At 66.3% G+C, this 18012-nt stretch carries 12 protein-coding genes and 1 pseudogene; 10 read left to right on the top strand and 3 right to left on the bottom strand.

Features of this window, described 5'->3' with window-relative positions; translation table 11 throughout:
- The 7 genes from C8K38_RS12850 to C8K38_RS12820 all read left to right on the top strand — a co-directional run bounded on the left by C8K38_RS12850 (window position 1) and on the right by C8K38_RS12820 (window position 3673).
- Complete coding sequence (locus C8K38_RS12850; protein WP_097211857.1) at window positions 1–276, top strand: gas vesicle protein GvpG; 276 nt, start codon at window positions 1–3, stop codon at window positions 274–276.
- A gap of 5 nt (window positions 277–281) precedes the next feature.
- On the top strand, window positions 282–611 hold the full coding sequence (locus tag C8K38_RS12845; protein WP_097211856.1) for a gas vesicle protein GvpO: 330 nt from the start codon (window positions 282–284) through the stop codon (window positions 609–611).
- Window positions 608–1006: a gas vesicle protein gene (locus C8K38_RS12840; RefSeq protein ID WP_373560252.1), complete on the top strand. Its 399-nt coding sequence runs from the start codon at window positions 608–610 to the stop codon at window positions 1004–1006. Before C8K38_RS12845 ends, C8K38_RS12840 begins: the two co-directional genes overlap by 4 nt.
- Window positions 996–1784 (top strand): GvpL/GvpF family gas vesicle protein, encoded by a 789-nt coding sequence (locus tag C8K38_RS12835; protein WP_306455730.1) that lies wholly within the window; start codon window positions 996–998, stop codon window positions 1782–1784. The genes C8K38_RS12840 and C8K38_RS12835 overlap by 11 nt, the downstream gene beginning before the upstream one ends.
- The gene (locus C8K38_RS12830) at window positions 1781–2002 is read left to right on the top strand and encodes a gas vesicle protein (protein WP_097211854.1); all 222 of its coding nucleotides are present in this window, start codon (window positions 1781–1783) and stop codon (window positions 2000–2002) included. Before C8K38_RS12835 ends, C8K38_RS12830 begins: the two co-directional genes overlap by 4 nt.
- Window positions 1995–2297, top strand: coding sequence for a gas vesicle protein K (locus C8K38_RS12825; RefSeq protein ID WP_097211853.1), 303 nt, complete (start codon window positions 1995–1997; stop codon window positions 2295–2297). The genes C8K38_RS12830 and C8K38_RS12825 overlap by 8 nt, the downstream gene beginning before the upstream one ends.
- 269 nt (window positions 2298–2566) lie before the next feature.
- Window positions 2567–3673, top strand: coding sequence for a baeRF11 domain-containing protein (locus C8K38_RS12820; protein ID WP_097211852.1), 1107 nt, complete (start codon window positions 2567–2569; stop codon window positions 3671–3673).
- Window positions 3674–4084: 411 nt separating this feature from the next.
- Here C8K38_RS12820 and C8K38_RS12815 read toward each other — a convergent pair whose 3' ends face one another.
- Entirely contained in the window at window positions 4085–5842 is a 1758-nt protein-coding gene (locus C8K38_RS12815; RefSeq protein ID WP_097211851.1) for an ABC transporter ATP-binding protein, read from the bottom strand.
- Window positions 5839–7620, bottom strand: a complete 1782-nt coding sequence (locus C8K38_RS12810; RefSeq protein ID WP_097211850.1) for an ABC transporter ATP-binding protein — start codon at window positions 7618–7620, stop codon at window positions 5839–5841. Before C8K38_RS12810 ends, C8K38_RS12815 begins: the two co-directional genes overlap by 4 nt.
- A 156-nt stretch (window positions 7621–7776) precedes the next feature.
- Here C8K38_RS12810 and C8K38_RS27145 point away from each other — a divergent pair, with 156 nt between their 5' ends.
- Window positions 7777–7950, top strand: a complete 174-nt coding sequence (locus C8K38_RS27145) for a hypothetical protein (RefSeq protein ID WP_169310548.1) — start codon at window positions 7777–7779, stop codon at window positions 7948–7950.
- A 49-nt stretch (window positions 7951–7999) separates the two neighbouring features.
- Window positions 8000–9457: an alpha,alpha-trehalose-phosphate synthase (UDP-forming) gene (locus C8K38_RS12805; RefSeq protein ID WP_257017479.1), complete on the top strand. Its 1458-nt coding sequence runs from the start codon at window positions 8000–8002 to the stop codon at window positions 9455–9457.
- A 132-nt stretch (window positions 9458–9589) separates the two neighbouring features.
- On the opposite strand, the gene C8K38_RS12800 is transcribed toward C8K38_RS12805, so the two are convergent.
- A complete protein-coding gene (locus tag C8K38_RS12800; RefSeq protein WP_097211848.1) occupies window positions 9590–11077 on the bottom strand; it encodes a thioesterase domain-containing protein in 1488 nt (495 codons plus the stop codon).
- 713 nt (window positions 11078–11790) lie between these two features.
- Between C8K38_RS12800 and C8K38_RS12795 the strand changes: the two are divergent.
- A pseudogene (locus C8K38_RS12795) lies at window positions 11791–17961 on the top strand (SDR family NAD(P)-dependent oxidoreductase); the annotation flags it as partial.
- Window positions 17962–18012: the final 51 nt, after the last annotated feature.

The raw sequence follows: 18012 nt of genomic DNA, 5'->3' as shown, positions 1-18012 counted from the left end.
ATGGGCCTGATCTCGGCGGTACTAGGCGCGCCCTTCGCTCCCGTCCGAGGGGTGATCAGGCTCGGCGAACTGATCCAGGAGCGGGTCGAGCAACAACTCCACGATCCTGCCGAAGCGCGACGGGAACTCGAGGCGATCGATGCCGCAGCGGATGCGGGCGAGCTGACGCCTGACGAACAGGAGGCAGCCCAACAGGAGGTGGTGAACCGGATGACAGACCAACCGGTGGTCACTGAAACACCACCGGCGAACCCCGAGACCGACCAGGAGGAGTGACAGCCGTGCCCAAGAGTCCTCGCGGGGACAACGAGACCGACGATCGCGAGTCGCCCGCGCCCGCACCGGTTTCCGCTGCCGAGGCCGCGGGGATCGCCATGCGCCAGATCGTCGAGCTCGTCTCCCGCGATCCGGTCGGAGCGACCTCTGTCGCTCCCACGGACGAGGGGTGGATGGTCGAGGTAGAGGTCGTCGAGGACCGACGCATCCCGACATCCTCAGACATTCTCGCGCTGTACGAGGTGGAACTCAGCCTGGACGGCGACCTGCTCTCCTACAGCCGGACGCGGCGCTACCCGCGGGGCAGCAGCGATATCGGGCGGAACTCGCAATGACCATGTCCGGGCGCGAGCCCGCCGGTATGCAGCCGTACGGGTCCGGGCATCAGCCGGCGAACCTCGGCGACATCCTCGAACGGGTGCTCGACAAGGGCCTGGTGATCGCGGGCGACATCCAGATCAATCTCCTCGACATCGAGTTGCTCACCATCAAGCTGCGGCTGGTGATCGCCTCCCTCGAGACCGCGAAGGCGGTCGGGATCGACTGGTGGGAGCACGATCCGTGGCTCAGCGGATCCGCCCGGGATCTGGAACTCGAGAATCGCGCGCTCCGGGACCGGCTCGCCGCGCTCGACGCAGGCGAGACGATGCCCGCCGTCGAATCCGGACGGCAGCAGCCCGCGCAGCAGCACACCGCACCGGAGACGACGGAGGACGATCGTGGCGGATGACGGCACGGGCGTGTGGGTCTACGCGGTGGTCGGCGGCGGTCGCTACGGTGACGAACTCCCGGCGGGGGTGGCGGCCGAACGGGTCCGCACCATCGAGGCCGCGGGCCTGACCGCGGTCGTGGGCACCGTCGGCCTCGACGATTTCGGCGAGGCCGCGCTGCGGCGGAACCTCGAGGACCTCGACTGGCTGGAGACGACAGCGCGCACACACGACGCGGTGGTCGGTGCCGTGGCCCGCACCGCCGACACCGTCCCCCTCCGGTTGGCAACGGTGTGCGCGGACGACGAGCAGGTCCGAGCGCTCCTCGCCGAGAGCTGTCGCGATTTCGAGGCCGCACTGCGCCAGATCGCCGGCCGCGCGGAGTGGGGAGTGCGGGCGATCGCGGACACCACCGCACCGCCTGCCCCAGACGTCGGCACGGACGCGCCGGGCGGGGCAGGAGCCCGATACCTGGCGCGGCGGCGGGCGGAGCTGTCGTCGCGCGACGACATCGAGCGCGCACTCGCGGCCGAAGCCGAGAGCGTCCACACCACGCTGCTCCGGCTTGCCGCGATGGGCCGTCGCCAATCCCCCACTGCGCCTGCGCTTGCCGGCACCCGGGAGTGGATGCCGCTCAACGGCACTTACCTGGTGGACCGGGACCGTGCCCGCGAGTTCGCGGATGCCGTCGCGTCACTCGATCGCGACCACGAACGGCTGCGGCTCGAATTGACGGGTCCGTGGCCACCGTATTCGTTCACCGGAATCGAACGCGATTCGGGACGGGAGTCGCCATGACCATGCCGCCGGACGAGAATCGGGAACGCCGCGTCGCACTCGTGGACCTGCTCGACCGGGTACTCGCCGGTGGGGTGGTCATCGCCGGCGACGTCACGCTCGCGATCGCGGATGTCGATCTGGTGCAGGTCTCGTTGCGCACCCTCGTCTCCTCCGTGCGGGCCCTGCCCGCCCTCGACGCGGTGTCCGCTCCATCCGAACAGGCGACAGATGGCTGAGCAACGGGAGACGCGCAGCTTGCCGCAACGCATCGACTCCGATCCCGAATCGGTGGAACGAGGGCTGGCCACCCTCGTGCTCACGATCGTCGAACTGCTCCGACAACTCATGGAACGCCAAGCGTTGCGCCGTGTCGACGAGGGCGATCTCAGCGATGACCAGATCGAGCGGATCGGCACCACTTTGATGCTCCTCGAACGTCGAATGGAGGAACTACGAGAGCATTTCGGGCTGGATCCCGAAGATCTCAACATAGACCTGGGGCCGTTGGGAACACTGTTGCCCCCGCCATGAGGGAACGCCCAGACCCGGGCGCCGGCCGCCCCCATGCGAGATCTCGAATCTCACACGTGCCGTGGTCCAGTTGTGTTCTATCGATATTCGGGCCCGCATTGTCGCTGTGGTGGCCATTGTCACCCATTGCGCTGTTTTCGGTTGTTGACCGGCGGGTTTCTGATTCTGTCGGATTCTGGATTCAACGATTTCGGTACGGCGCGAGACATGAACGTTACGCATTCGTCCTACGTTGGGGGCAACCGACAAGAGCATTCGTAAGGGTCGACATGTTGCACACCGATATCCCTACTCGCTCCGAGATCGAGGCGCTGGTCGATGCTTCCGCGCCGTGGTCCGTGTCGATCTATACGCCGACCGAGGCCGACACTGCGACGCCGGAGCAGAATCGGATCGCGTTTTCCAATCAGACGCGAGATGTGTTGGGGCGTATCGATGATCGGGATGCGCGGGTCGCACTGGAGGAGGAGCTCGAGGATCTGATCGCAGATGAGGAGTTCTGGCGGTTTCAGGCGCGCACGCTGGTTGTGCACGCGACGCCGGATCGGATGCGTACCTTCCGGATTCCGAATCGGCTCGAGGCCGGCGTCACCGTCGGGGATCGGTTCTTCGTGAAGCCGCTGCTCCGGGCGGTCACCTTCCCGCAGTCCGCATTCGTGCTCGCCCTTGCCGAGGGGTCGGCGCGACTGGTGGAAATCACCCCGGATCGCCCGGCCGAGGACGTACGGGTTCCCGGAATTCCTTCCAGTGCAGCAGATTATGCGCGCAAGGCATCGTTGAGTGGTCGCGCGCCCAAGGGGCGGATTCAAGGCACCGAGGGCCGCAAGGTCCGCGTGCGTCAGTATGCGCGCGCGGTGGATCAAGAGCTGCGCGACATTTTGTCGGGGCGCGACCTGCCGCTCATTCTTGCCGCCGCCGAACCGATCGGGGCCCTGTTCCGCTCGGTCAACAGCTACGACGGCCTGCTCGCGGAGACCATCGAGGGCAATCCGGAGCAGCTTTCGGACGAGCAGCTCGCCACCCGAGCGCGCGAGATCCTCGACCGACACTATGGAAACGAATTGGCTGATCTGCGCCTCCTTTTCGAGGATCGACGCGCCGAAGGCCGGGGAACCACCGACCTCGCCGACATTGCCAGGGCCGCGACCTTCGGCATCATCGACACCCTGATGGTCGACATCGACACGACCATCCACGGCGTCATTACCGAGGATGACGGAACTCTCACCCTGGCAGCGAATTCCGATCTCGACGCACCGGGTGTCCTCGACGAGGTCGCGCGCCGAGTCCTGCTCTCGGGCGGACGGGTGCTCGCCGTGCGCAGCGCCGATATCCCGGACTCCGCGGCGGCGGCAATCCTGCGCTACGCGATGTAAGAGGTCCGGCCGCTGTGCACACAGCGACGCGGCGAAATCAGAACATACCCGCCAATTTCATGGTGTCCGTCCGCAATTTCGGCAATTATTGCGCGCACCCGATATCCGGCGCGGAATACACCGTCGAACTCTGGGAAATCCATTCCGAGAATCATCGGGAACATGACGATGTCGCAGAGCACCAGTTACAGAAAGGACGCCCCCTAATTTCGCTGGTGGCACGGCCGAGCGGTGTTCGCAGATGAGGGAGAGTCCGGCTCCCACAATGTGTCCGGCCGAATTCAATTCCAGGCTATAGTAGCGATCGGCGAATTTCTTGATCATTCCGGGTCCGCGAGACCCCCTCACCGACGAGGCCGATCCGCGAACGGTTCACCGCCGCCGCGACGGGCGGCGGCGGGCAGCCCGGTCCTACCTACCGGACCAGGCCGCCCACAGCTGCGCGTACCGTCCGCCCGCCGCGACCAGCTCGTCGTGAGTCCCCTCCTCGATGACCTCGCCGTGCTCGAGTACCAGCACCCGATCCGCGGTGGCCGCCTGCGTGAGCCGGTGGGCCACCACCAGCGTGGTGCGCCCCCTGGTCGCCGCCTCCGCCGCCACCTCGAGGTCGCGCGCACCCGCACTGCCTGCCTCAGCGGTGGCCTCGTCGAGCACCGCCACGGCGGGATCGGCCAACACCAGGCGGGCCAGGGCCAGCTGCTGCGCCTGGGCCGCGGTCAGGGTGTGTCCGCCCTCGCCGACCTCGGTGTCGAGCCCGTCCTCGAGGACATCCGCCCAACCGAGCGCGCCGACGGTGTCCAGCGCCGCGCGCGCCTGCTCCACGGTCGCGTCCGGCCGGGCGAGGCGCAGGTCCTCGATCAGCGGGCCGGCGAAGACGTGCACCTCCTGGCTCACGATCACCACCTGCTCGCGAAGACTGTCGCCGAGCTCCGCCAGCGGGACCCCGCCGATGGACACCTCTCCCGCGGTGGGCGTGACCGAGCCCGACGCGATCGCCGCGACGGTCGTCTTCCCGGCACCGGTCGAGCCGACCAGCGCCACCCGCGTCCCCGGCTCGATGCGCAGGTCGATGCCGCGCACCACCTCCCGGGATCCGTCGTAGCTGTGCCGGACCCCGGTCAGGCGCAGCTCTGCCGACGCGGGCGCCGCCCCCGACGGGGACGCGTTCTCCGCCGGAATGTTCACCACGCCGACCAGACGCGCCAGGCTGGCGCCCGCCGACTGGATCTCGCCGAAGGTGTACATCAGCATGCCGATCGGGTTGAACAGCCGGTGGAACAGAAGGGCGGCGGCCGTGGTCTCGCCGACGGTCACCAGGTCGCCCTTCACCAGTGCGAAGCCGACCACCAGGATCACCGAGAGCCCGACGAACTCGGCGCGGTTGCCGCGGCCCGCGAACCGGGTGAAGAGGGTGAACACCCCGGTCGCGATGTCCCTGGCCTTTCCGGAGGCCCGGTCGATCTCCGCCAGGTGCGCGTCCTCGAGCCCGTACGCGCGGACCGTGCGCGCGCCCTGCATGCTGCTGATCAGCACCTGGGACCGCTCCCCCATCGCGACCCGTTCGGCGGCGAACATCGGGCCCGACCGCGGCAGGTACCAGCGCAGCGCGAGCGCGTACATAGGCAGCGCCACCGCGCCTGCCAGCCCGAGCCGCCAGTCGATGCCGAGCATCGCGATCATGCTCAGCACCACCAGCAACACCGCGGAGACCAGGTTCGGTACCACGTCGGAGACGGCCTTGCCGATCACCGAGATGTCGTCGCCGACGCGGGAGAGCAAGTCCCCCTTGCCCACCCGCTCGACCGTCGCGATCGGCAGGGTCAGCGCCCGCTCGACCGTCCGCTCCCGAAGCCGCGCGAGCATGCCCTCGCCGAGACGGCTGATCAGCACCGAGCCCCAGCCGGCGAACAGCCCGCCGAGCAGTGCGGCGACGGCGATGACCGCGACCACCCCGACGATGATCTCGGTCGGCGCCTTGGACTGCACCCGGTCGACCAGGATCCCGAACACGTAGATCGGTACCAGGGAGACGGCCGCACCGACCGTCCCGACGGCGAGCGTGAGCCCGGTCAGGCGGCGGACGCGCGCAAACTCGGCTCGCAGCCAGGCCCAGCTCTCCCCCGCCGTCGCGATCGGGAGCAGGGGCCGGTGCTCTGCGGTGACTCTCATCGCAGCACCACCTTTCGGTAGTTCTCGTCGGCCGTGGCGAGGTCGGAGTGGGTGCCCTCGCGGACCACGCGGCCCTCGTCGAGCACCAGCACCCGGTCCGCCACCGCCAGCAGCGCGGGGCTGCTGGTGATCAGCACGGTGGTGTGCACCCGCTCGGGAGCCTCGTGCCCGTTCACGCCATGTCTGAGCCGCGAAATGCCCTCCGCGATGGCCTGTTCGGTCACCGCGTCGACGGCGGTGGTCGGATCGTGCAGCACCAGCACCGGTGCCTGCGACAGCAGCGCCCTGGCCAGCGCCACCCGCTGCCGCTGACCGCCGGACAGGCTCGCGCCCCGGTCCGTGACCGGCAGGTCCAGCCCGTCGGGGTGCGCGTCGACGACGTCCACCGCCGCCGAGGCCGTCAGCGCCCGGCGCACCTCGGTGTGGTCGGCGTCCGGGCTGCCCGCCACCACGTTGGAGCCGACGGTCCCCGCGAACAGGTCCGAGTTGTGCGGCTCGACGAGGACGGCGCCGCGAGCCTGGGCCAGATCGATGTCGGCCAGGTGCACCCCGCCGACGGTCACGGTGCCACCGTGATCGTCGGGCGCGACGTGCCCGGACAGCAGGTGTGCCAGCGCCTCCGCATCCTGCGGGCGATGCGCCAGCACCCCCACCAACTCGCCGGGGTGCGCGCGGAGGTCGAGTCCGCGCAGCGACCGGTAGCTGACATCGGCCAGCTCCAGCGTCACCCGCGGCGGCAACGATTGCGACCCGGCCGGGACCATCGGGTCCGCATCGAGCACCAGCGCGAGCCGGTCGGCGGAGGCCCTTGCGGTGGCGAGGAAGCCCGGCATCCGCGCGAGGGTGCCGAGCGGTTCGATGATGAACTGGGACAGCCCGACCACGGTGATCAGCTCGCCGATCGTGATCCGGCCCTGCAGCGCGAACCAGCCGGCCACGCCCGCGACGCCAACGGCCAGCAGCGCGCTGACCGTCACCGAGGTGCCCACGAAGATCCCGGTGGCCTTGGCCGCGTGCAGCGTCGAACGCAGCGCCTCGCCGCTGGCACCGCGGTAGCGCGCCGCCGCGGCCCGCTCCGCGCCGAGCCCGCGCAGCGGACGCAGCCCGCTCACCAGGTCGGTGGCCGACCCCGACGCCCGGGCGGTCGCCGCCTGCGCGGCGGTGGCGCGGCGGGTGATCAGCGGCGCCGCGAGCTGCATCAGGCCCAGGATCACCGGCGTGCCGATCAGGACGGCGAGGCCCAGCGGGACGTCGATCACGAGCAGGGTCACCGCGGAGGCCACCGCGGCGACGAGCGCCGCGACGATGCGCGGGATCACGTCGAGGATCCAGGCCTCCCGATCCGCGTCGGAGGTCGAGACGGTGAGCAGTTCACCCGAGCGCAGGTCCGTCCGCACACCCCTGGGGTGCAGGATCCGGCCCGCCACCTCCACCCGGAGCAGGTGCGCCTCGTTCTGCATCGCGAACACGATGAATCGGGCGCCCATCCGCCAGGCCGCCGTGAGCACCAGGAACAGCGCCGCCAGCCCGAGCACGGAGATGACGAGCGCGTCGGTGTCACCGGTGGAGATCGCGCGGCCGACGATGATGCCGATGGCGACCGGCACCATCGTCTCGGCGATCTGGTGCACCGCGAGCAGCGCCGTACCGATCGTCAGACGTCCCCGGTTCCTGGCGACGGTCCGCCGGAGAATCCCGGCACCGCCGCCGCGCCCACTGGCGGCACCGCCGCCGCGCCCATTGGCGGCACCGCCGCCGCGCGCAGATGTGCGCCCCATCAAGCCTCCCGATAGTGTGCGGCGACCAGATGCCGCTGAAGTTAGTACACCCTAACTGACGTTGGAAGTAGCGCCGGACCGCCCGGTTCTCATAGAGTCGCGGACACGTACGAACCTGCCGCAGCAGGCGTACTCCGCCCGAGAGGAACAATCGACATGGCCGCGAAGACGACCACCGAGAACGACATCGCCGACGAGGAGCTCGAGCCGGTAGCGGACGAGACCGCCCGCCAGGCACAGCGAGTTGTCGCGGCATATGCGACAGATGCCGACGAATGCCGGATGTTGCTGTCTATGCTCGGCATCGGCCCCTCGGCCAAGATCGACTAGTCAGCCGGCGCCGGCCGCGGTCGCGGCGGCATCCGAACAAAGGAAGATTGTGGGCTCCGCCTCGGAATTTGTTGTCGTTGCCAACCGGTTGCCCGTCGATCTCGAGACCCTGCCCGACGGCAGCACCAGGTGGAAGCGCAGTCCGGGTGGCCTCGTCACCGCGCTCGAACCGATCCTGCGCGGCAAGAAGGGCGCCTGGGTCGGCTGGCCGGGCGTGCCGGACACCGATCTGGGCCCCATCGTCGAGGACGGCATCGAGCTGTACCCCGTGCGCCTGAGCGCACAGGAGGTCGCCGACTACTACGAGGGCTTCTCCAACGCCACTCTGTGGCCGCTGTACCACGACGTGATCGTCAAGCCGGTCTACGACCGTTCCTGGTGGAACGCGTACGTCGAGGTCAACCGCCGGTTCGCCGAGGCCACCTCGGCGGCCGCCGCGCACGGCGCGACGGTGTGGATCCAGGACTACCAGCTCCAGCTGGTGCCGAAGATGCTGCGGATGCTGCGCCCGGACCTGACCATCGGGTTCTTCCTGCACATCCCGTTCCCGCCGGTCGAGCTGTTCATGCAGATGCCGTGGCGTCGGGAGATCGTCGAGGGCCTGCTGGGCGCCGACCTGATCGGCTTCCACCTGCCCGGCGGCGCACAGAACTTCCTGTACCTGGCGAGGCGACTGGCGGGCCAGCCGACGTCGCGGGGCAATGTCGGGGTCCGCTCCAAGCTCGGCGTCGTCCAGGTGGGCTTCCGCAACGTGCGGGTCGGCGCGTTCCCGATCTCCATCGACTCGGGTCAGCTCGACGAGCTCTCCCGCAAGAAGTCGATAAGGGACCGCGCCAAGCAGATCCGCAAGGAACTCGGCAACCCGGACAAGGTCATGCTCGGCGTTGACCGGCTGGACTACACCAAGGGAATCGACGTCCGCCTCAACGCCATTCGTGAGCTGCTCGAGGAGGGCCGGATGGACCCGGCCCAGAACATCATGGTCCAGCTGGCGACGCCCAGCCGGGAACGGGTCGAGAGCTACATCCAGATGCGCGGCGACATCGAACAGCAGGTCGGCCGGATCAACGGCGAGTTCGGTCAGGTCGGCAGGCCGGTCGTCCACTACCTGCACCGGCCGATCCCCCGCGAGGAGCTGATCGCCTTCTTCGTAGCCGCCGACGTCATGCTGGTGACCCCACTCCGGGACGGCATGAACCTCGTAGCCAAGGAGTACGTGGCCTGCCGCAGCGACCTCGGCGGCGCCCTGCTGCTGAGCGAGTTCACCGGCGCCGCAGCCGAATTGCGTCAGGCGTACCAGGCCAACCCGCACGACCTGGACGGCGTCAAGGACGAGATGGTCGCGGCGCTCACCCAGGACCGCGAGGCGGGCCGCCGCCGGATGCGCGCGATGCGTCGTCAGGTGCTCGCGCACGACGTGGACCGCTGGGCCAAGTCGTTCCTCAACGCGCTGGCGCGGGATTCGGTCGCGGGCGGCGCGCTGCTCGGCGACGAACTCAAGGCCTGATACCGCAGAAGGGCGCCTCCCCCGGGGTAGGCGCCCTTCTGCGTGGTCCGTTATACCTGGTAAAGGTCGGCTGGAGTGGGTTCAAGCCAACAGAACATAGTGGAGAGTTACTCGATAGACCATCGGACGAGGTTAACCGTCGTTTGCGCTCAACTGCCTCAACCATTGGTCAACCACCTGTGCGGTCGTATGCGCCTCAGTGCTGCACAGTGCGACATGTTCCGCGTCCACGGTCTGGACAGTCTGTTCGGTTGACCAGCTTTCGATGGGCCACTCGTTGAGGTTGTGCGTTGGTGACGGTTTCGTGCATTTGATGACGAGCGCCTTGCATTCGACAGGCTGATACTCGATTTGCAACAACAGCTCGAGCCAGCATGCTAGAGCGGTCAACCGTTCGGTGGTGAAGCCGGCAAGGTCGGGGATCAATGCTTCCGTATCGACCACGGCGTCCCTCGCGGTTCCCATTTGGCGCTCGTTTGCCTCTCGAGCGATAAAGGAATCGAAGATGATCAATCCCTGCAACCGGGAATTGCTTTGTTCCAGCAATCGAGCTGCAGCGGCGTGGGCGAGGTTTCCTCCTCCCGACATGCCGGCCAGGACAAATTCGTCGTTCCCAACGGTGTCGAGGACGGCCTTGGTGATACTTTCGATGGCGGCGTCGAGCGACGCCGGCAAGGGCTCATCCGGCTCATATCCCGAGAGCGGGATGACCGAGAGACGGCGATGACCGCCCAAATGAGCGGCGAGCAGAATGTACTGAATATATCCGCCGAGAAATGCCGGGGTGCAGATCAATACAACGTGAGGCAAGGTATCTCCGCCACTATTGTGGGGCGTGCCACCGCTGAGCCCGATGCCCCTCGGTATTCCTGCCGTATAGTGGTCGAACGCCGGGCGGAGTTTCGCAGCCGCAAGAAGGAATTCCAGGCCGTCGCCGAACTTATCGTCTGCGACCGCCTGTCTGAACATGCGAACAATAGATGGTTCAGCGGATTTGGAGCTCGCTGCGGGAGACTGTTCGACAGACTCGGCGACCACGGTAGCTCGGTCGGGGGCAAGTCCGATCCCGTTGCGCCGAGGCACAAACAGGATGTCTCCGCGTATGGCGAGTTGAGGTTCGGCGCTGGCGACTGCGGTGACAGTCATGTTCCGTACGGCCATGAGTCCGAATAGGTCCCCGAGGCCTTTGTCGGAGGAGTCGGTGTCGACGAGAATGATCCGCCCCGGGTTCTCGGCCTGAGCCGTCTTCACAAGCTCCCATATCGCCGATCCTGCCGGGTGCACGACTTCGTCAGTCGATACCGAAACCGCGCCGCGCGTGAGTACCAGGAAAGGGCTGGAATCGAAGCGTCGTTGTCCGGACCAGGACTGCAAAGCGGCTGACACCTTCTGTGTCATGGTGTGCGCATCCGTTGGGAGCGTACCGGATTCGTCTCTGCGGCAGTCCAGAACTATGACCTGGGCCGTGTCAGTGTCGGGCCCGTTCAGTGCTTCTTCCCAGTCGCAGGGTGCGACCTCGGGCAATGATGTGGGGGTGGGAATTGTCGACCACTCGATGGTGCGATTCTTGTTCATGGATTCGTCCGATGCCTCGACGAGCTGGCCTTGCTCTGTGGTCATTGCTCAAAGCTCCTGTGCAGTCTCTGATTTCGGCGGAATCGACGTATGTTCACAATCGACAATGGCTACTTCTTTCTGGAAGGCGGCTGCGGCACCCCGAGGCGTAGAACCTGTTCTTGCGGCTGACGTGAATGGCCTTGCCGGTGCCCCGCTGGCGGTCTGCAATGAACTGACTCGGGGAGCGCTCTGCGCTGCACCACGGCGTCGCCGGCCTGCCATGTCGCCAGCATGCCATGAGGAACTGGCGTCGTCCATCGCTTGACTAGAACGTGTTCTTGCGTGATGCTGACACGCACTTTGCGAGTTAGCTCATGGGGGTGGGGCGGATGGACCGGGCGACGGCAATGCCGAGCGATGGCAATCGACTTTCCGCAGACGTCGGTGGCGCCTGGCGGTGTGCGCAAGTGACGGCACGGCCGGCAGACCAATGGCTCACGCAGCCGAGCGCAGGCTGAAGTCAGCTGACGTGACCCTCGCGACAGATACTGTTGAACTCGAACCGATCTCGCGGATCTTCAGCTACACCAGATGACACTTCGGCGACTATGATCGCCGATCTCGAGCAGATTCATTGCCTAGTCGAATTCGGCGCGATCGGCATATCTCCAGTCGACGGCAGAGGATGCGTTCGCCGCTTTGTTGAACGACGAGTTCGGTATGCCTGAGTCTTTGCCTGGATTGGGTTCTTGTTCTTTGGAATAGAGGTTCCGAAAATGGTCGATCAGCAGAAGCTGCAACATCTCCTACGACGGGTCACAGCCGAGCTTCAGGAAAGCAGGGCCAAGCTGCGGGAGCTGACGCAGTCGGCCTCGGAGCCGGTAGCGATCGTTGGTATGGGGTGTCGTTTTCCGGGAGGCGTGGGGTCGCCGGATGATCTGTGGCGCCTGGTTGTCGAGGGTCGTGATGCAGTGTCGGCGTGGCCGTCTGATCGTGGGTGGGATCAGTCGGGTTTGTTATCTCCGGAGCCCGGTGTTGCGGGTAAGTCCTACACGAACAAGGGCGGATTCCTGTACGACGCGGCCGAGTTCGACGCCGGGTTCTTCGGGATCAGTCCGCGCGAGGCGATTGCGATGGATCCTCAGCAGCGGTTGCTGCTGGAGACGGCATGGGAGGCGTTGGAGCGGGCGGGCATCAAGCCGGATTCGTTGCGTGGCAGTGATACTGGCGTGTTCGTTGGTGTCCTCGGACAGACCTATGGCGGGATACCCGGAGTCGGGGCTGATCATGGCGTGGAGGGGTATCGATTGACCGGCTCTTCGCCCAGCGTGGTGTCGGGTCGGGTGTCGTATGTGCTGGGGTTGGAAGGCCCTGCGGTGTCGGTGGATACGGCGTGTTCGTCTGGTCTGGTGGCGTTGCATCAGGCGGTGGCGGCGTTGCGTTCGGGCGAGTGTTCGCTGGCGTTGGCGGGTGGGGTGACGGTGATGACAACCCCGGGAACGTTTGTGGAGTTTTCCCGGCAGCGGGGGTTGGCGCCGGATGGTCGGTGTAAACCGTTCGCCGATGCTGCCGACGGGACCGCGTTCGGTGAGGGCTCGGGTGTGTTGGTGTTGGAGCGGTTGTCGGATGCCCAACGCAACGGGCATCAGGTGTTGGCGGTGGTGCGTGGTTCGGCGGTGAATCAGGATGGTGCGTCGAATGGGTTGACTGCGCCGAACGGTCCTTCGCAGCAGCGGGTGATTCGGCGGGCGTTGGCCAATGCGGGAGTGTCCGCGGCTGAGGTTGATGTGGTGGAGGCTCACGGCACCGGCACCACGTTGGGTGATCCGATCGAGGCGCAGGCGTTGCTGGCCACCTACGGGCAGGACCGGCCGGAGGATCGGCCGTTGTGGCTGGGTTCGGTCAAATCCAATATCGGGCACACCCAGGCGGCTGCCGGTGTGGCCGGGGTGATCAAGATGGTGCAGGCGCTGCGTCATGGAGTGTTGCCCAAGACGTTGCATGTGGATGAGCCGTCCACGCATGTGGATTGGACGTCGGGGCATGCGGGGTTGTTGACCGCGGCGCGGGATTGGCCGGTTGTCGATCGGCCGCGTCGTGCTGCGGTGTCGGCGTTCGGGATCAGCGGTACCAATGCCCATGTCATCCTCGAACAGGCACCGGAATCGGTGACCGATCCCGTGACCGGTGTCGGTGGGGACGGACCGGTGGCGTGGGTGGTGTCGGGTCGGACGCCGGAGGCGTTGGCGGGGCAGGTGCGGAATCTGCGGGATTTCGTGGCCGGTGACCCGTTGATGAACGTGCAGGACGTGGCGCGGTCGTTGGTGTCTCAGCGGTCGCGGTTCGACCACCGTGCGGTGGTGGTAGGTGCGGATCGTGACGAGTTGCTTGCGGGGCTGACTGCGCTGTCGGAACAGACTCCGAGGCCTGGCGTGGTGACCGGCGTGGCTGGAGCGCCACGCAGAACTGTGCTGGTATTCCCTGGTCAGGGTGCTCAATGGCTGGGCATGGGAGTAGAGCTACTGGACTGTTCGCCGGTGTTCGCTCGGAAGATGGCCGAGTGTGATGCTGCGTTTTCGCCGCTGGTGGATTGGTCGTTGTTCGACGTGCTCGCGGGCGCGGAAGGAGCGCCGTCGCTGGAGCGCGTCGACGTGGTTCAGCCGGTGCTGTTCGCGATGATGGTCTCGTTGGCCGAGCTGTGGCGCTCGGTCGGTGTCGTTCCGGACGCGGTAGTGGGTCATTCCCAAGGCGAGATTGCTGCGGCGTGTGTGGCCGGGGCCTTGTCCCTCGAGGATGCCGCTCGGGTAGTGGTCCTGCGGTCGGCCGCCTTGATCGCTTTGACTGAGCGGGGCGGGATGGTGACGGTGTCCTTGCCTGTCGACCAGGTCACCACGCTGCTGGCCGGATACGACGAATTGTCAGTGGCTGCGGTGAACGGCCCGCAGGCAACGGTGGTGTCCGGTGTGGCAGTGCAGCTCGAGGATTTCCTGGAAGCCTGCGCACGCGACAACGTTCACGCACGCCGGATCTCGGTGGACTACGGCTCACATTCGCCGCAGGTCGATGTGCTCCGCGAACCGCTGCTGAAGGTGCTGGCCGAACTTGCGCCCAGATCGTCACAGGTGGCGTTCTGGTCCAGCGTGACCGGTGGTGTACTGGACGGCACCGAGTTGGATGCGGACTACTGGTTCCGGAATCTGCGGGAACCAGTGTGTTTCCAACAAGCGGCTCAGGCCCTGATGGAGGACGGGTACAACGTCTTCGTCGAGGTCAGTCCGCATCCTCTGCTCACGGTCGGTATCGAGCAAATTTGTGATCTTCAGGTGGGTGCCGATCCGGTGACCGTGCTGGGTTCACTGCGACGTGACGAAGGGGGCATGGACGCTTTCCTACTGTCGGCGGCGCAGTTGGAGGTGTCGGGTGTTGGGGTGGATTGGGCGGCACTGTTGGGACCTGCTCATGTGGGCGGGGTGTCTTTGCCGACGTACGCGTTTCAGCGGCGCAGGTATTGGTTGGATGGAGTCTCGAGTGGTGGGGATGCGTCGTCGTTGGGGTTATCGGCGGCTGGTCATCCGTTGTTGGGGGCGGTGGTGGTTTCCCCGGACGGGGACGGTGTCGTACTGACCGGCCGAGTCGGCCTGGCGACTCATCCGTGGCTGGCCGATCGTGCCGTAGGTGGGTTTGTGCTGCTACCGGGGACCGCTTTCATGGAGTTGGTGTTGCGTGCGGCAGCGGAAGTGGGGTGTGCACTGCTGCAGGAGCTGACCTTGATGAAGCCTCTTGTGCTGCCCGACGAGGTCGGGATGCAGTTGCAGGTAGTGGTGGACGGTGCCGACGAGCTCGGCTGCCGGTCGGTGTCGGTGTATTCCCGTGCCGAGGCCGCCGACGGCATGTGGGTTCTGCACGCACAGGGTGTGTTGGGTATCGAAGGTGTGCCGGAACTGGATGCGGGGTTGGCAGTGTGGCCGCCCGATGGTGCGGTCGCCGTGCCTGTGGGTGGTCTGTATGACCGGTTGGCTGTTGCCGGTGACGAGTGTGGACCGGCGTTCCAGGGGTTGCGATCGGCATGGCGGTGTGGCGCTGAACTTTTCGTGGAGGTCGAGCTGCCCGAGTCGATGACCGATGTGTCGCGGTTCGGGGTGCATCCGGCCTTGCTGGAGTCGATGCTGCACGGACGGCTCGTCGATGTCGATCCCGATCCCGATCCCGATCCCGATCCCGATCCCGATCCCGGGCGAGTGAAGTTGCCATTCTGCTGGCAGGGGGTGACTTTGCACGCGACCGGAGCATCGCTGCTGCGGGCGCGTATCACTCCGGTACCCGGCGATATCGATGCAGTATCGATCCAGGTCGCCGATGCGGTCGGCCGGATGGTGCTCACGACGCGGTCCTTGACTGTGCAGGAGGTATCTTCCGCAGAGCTGGACGCCGTCTCGGTGCGGAACGTGTTGCACGGAGTGCAGTGGGCGCCCTCAGCGGCGCAGGTCATCTCGCCTGTCGATGCCGAAACCTTTACCGGTGGCGAGGTTTTCGGTAGCTGGGTGCAGAACCAGGATGTGACCGTACCTGCGGTGGTCGTATTCGACCGTGGCGCGGTCGGTGCCGGCGCAGACGAGGATGTTCCGAGCCGTGTCCGCGATGCGACGCATGAGATGTTGAGCGTGCTGCAGGCCTGGCTGGGTGGGTTGCGGTGTGCGGCGAGCACCCTGGTTGTGGTCACTCGTGGTGCGGTCGGCCAGGCTGGGCACGATGTCACCGATTTGGCAGGATCGGCGGTCTGGGGTCTGGTGCGTTCGGCTCAGTCGGAGGCTCCGGGCCGAATCGTCCTGGTCGACACCGACACTGACGAGCTGGCCGCCGAAGGGCTGGCGGCGGTGATCGTTTCGGGCGAGCCCCAGGTTGTGATCCGTGCCGGTGTCGTGCATGTAGCCCGATTGACCCGGCTACCTGTTCCGGCCGCGCCGGGTTCGGGCGCGGGTGGCGTGGCGTCGGCTGGGACGGTGCTCGTCACAGGCGGTACGGGTGGTTTGGGTGCGGTGTTGGCGCGGCATCTGGTGACACACCATGGGGTGCGGTCGCTGGTGTTGGCGAGTCGTCGTGGTGCGGCTGCGCCGGGAGCGTCGCTGTTGGTGTCGGAGTTGGGCGAGCTGGGTGCTCGGGTGCGGATTGTGGCTTGTGATGTCGCGACTCGCGATGGGGTGGCCGAGTTGTTGGCGGCGGTGCCTGAGCAGTTCCCGTTGACGGGTGTGGTGCATGCGGCCGCTGTGCTCGATGACGGTGTGATCGCGTCACTGACACCGGACCGGATGGACGCGGTGCTGGCGGCGAAGGCTGATGCCGCCTGGTATCTGCACGAGGCCACGAGCCGTCTGGATTTGGGGATGTTCGTGCTCTACTCGTCGGCGGCGGGTGTGCTGGGCAATGCAGGGCAGGGCAATTACGCAGCCGCGAATGTGTTCCTGGATGGGTTGGCCGAGCATCGGCGTGCGAGTGGGCTGGCCGCGACTTCGATCGCGTGGGGGTTTTGGGCTTCCAATACCGGGATGACCGGGCATCTCGCTGATACCGACACCGCTCGGTTGGGTCGTGTTGGGCTGTCACCTATCTCGACTGAGCAAGGTCTGGCAATGTTCGACACGGCGATCGCCCAGGACCGTGCCGCGGTGGTTGCCGCACCGCTGGATCATGTGGTGCTGGATGCGCAGGTCAGGGCTGGGACATTGATCCCGCTGCTGCGGGGACTGGTATCGAGTGCACGACGTCGTTCGGCGCTGGAGCTGTCGCGGGACCGTGAGGCGGTTCTGCGAGAGCGGATTTCAGTGCTGGCGGATGCCGAGCGACTGCCGATGCTGCTGGGCGTGGTGCGAGACCAGATGGCGGTTGTGCTCGGCCATGATGGTCGCGACGCGATCGATCCGGCTCGCAACTTCCGAGAGTTGGGTTTTGATTCGCTGGCCGCGGTCGAGGCCCGTAACCGACTCAATACGATCACGGGACTGCGACTGCCCGCGACCCTGATCTTCGACCACCCCACACCGGTCACCCTCGCCCGACACATTCTTCACGAACTGCTCGGATCCCATGGGGAGACCGTGGCAGCGCCGATGCGGCCGTCGGATGCAGCTCGCGAATCTACCGATCTTCCGGCGGCAGAAGCCGCCGCTCCCGAAGAGACTTTGGTCGGTGTCATCCGGCAGGCGATCGCGGACAATAGGTTCACACACGGTGTGGCACTCTTGCGAGCAGCAGCGAAACTCCGTCCGCGGTTCGACCACTTCTCCGGGGGAATGCCGAGCGGTATCGGAATCAGTGGCGGGGATGCCCTGCCACACTTGGTATTCATCAATCCCCCGGAATTCCTCGGCGGATCCAATCAGTACACGCAGCTTGCCGCCCATTTGGGCGGTCACCGCCGTGTCTCGGCTATCCCGCTGTCGGGATACGACCCGGACGAGCCGCTCCCCGCCTCGCTCGATGCCGCTATCGACAGCATTGTCACGACGGTCCTCGATACGGTGGGCCAGGACGAATTCGTGCTGGGCGGCTACTCAGCAGGGGGAAACATCGCCCACGCGGCGACGGCTCGTCTATTGGAGCAGGGAGATACCCGGCTGCAGGGCCTGGTCATCCTTGACGGCTTTATCGGCCGCGAGGCGAATGAGTGCCAACTGAACGGCCGCGGGAACCACATGCTCGAGATGGACGCGACGAGCCCCGACCTCGCCGGCCTGACCAACGCACGATTGACCGCATTCGGTTGGTGGTTCGACCTGGTGATGCAGATCGAGCACAAGCCTCTTGAATGTACGACGCTTTTCGTCAAGTTCACGCGATTGTCGCCTTTGGATCAGAGCCTCAACGAGTGGCCGATAGAAGAGTGGTCAACCGCGCAGACGGTTCACACCGTGGACGCGGATCACGTTGCCCTGTGCGGCGCCGAGGTCCAAGTAACGGCACAGCTCATAGACCAATGGCTCACGCAGCTGACCGCCGGCAGC

The organism is Rhodococcus sp. OK611, assembly GCF_003050885.1.
GTDB classification, from domain to species: domain Bacteria; phylum Actinomycetota; class Actinomycetes; order Mycobacteriales; family Mycobacteriaceae; genus Rhodococcus_G; species Rhodococcus_G oryzae.
This window is presented reverse-complemented; position numbering and strand designations above follow the sequence as displayed.

What these genes read in the sequence shown, in the direction of transcription:
- C8K38_RS12810 (WP_097211850.1), bottom strand. Translation starts at nt 7,620, where the DNA reads ATGGGGCGCACATCTGCGCGCGGCGGCGGTGCCGCCAATGGGCGCGGC.
- C8K38_RS12815 (WP_097211851.1), bottom strand. Translation starts at nt 5,842, where the DNA reads ATGAGAGTCACCGCAGAGCACCGGCCCCTGCTCCCGATCGCGACGGCG.
- C8K38_RS12800 (WP_097211848.1), bottom strand. Translation starts at nt 11,077, where the DNA reads ATGACCACAGAGCAAGGCCAGCTCGTCGAGGCATCGGACGAATCCATG.
- C8K38_RS27145 (WP_169310548.1), top strand. Translation starts at nt 7,777, where the DNA reads ATGGCCGCGAAGACGACCACCGAGAACGACATCGCCGACGAGGAGCTC.
- C8K38_RS12850 (WP_097211857.1), top strand. Translation starts at nt 1, where the DNA reads ATGGGCCTGATCTCGGCGGTACTAGGCGCGCCCTTCGCTCCCGTCCGA.
- C8K38_RS12840 (WP_373560252.1), top strand. Translation starts at nt 608, where the DNA reads ATGACCATGTCCGGGCGCGAGCCCGCCGGTATGCAGCCGTACGGGTCC.
- C8K38_RS12820 (WP_097211852.1), top strand. Translation starts at nt 2,567, where the DNA reads ATGTTGCACACCGATATCCCTACTCGCTCCGAGATCGAGGCGCTGGTC.
- C8K38_RS12825 (WP_097211853.1), top strand. Translation starts at nt 1,995, where the DNA reads ATGGCTGAGCAACGGGAGACGCGCAGCTTGCCGCAACGCATCGACTCC.
- C8K38_RS12830 (WP_097211854.1), top strand. Translation starts at nt 1,781, where the DNA reads ATGACCATGCCGCCGGACGAGAATCGGGAACGCCGCGTCGCACTCGTG.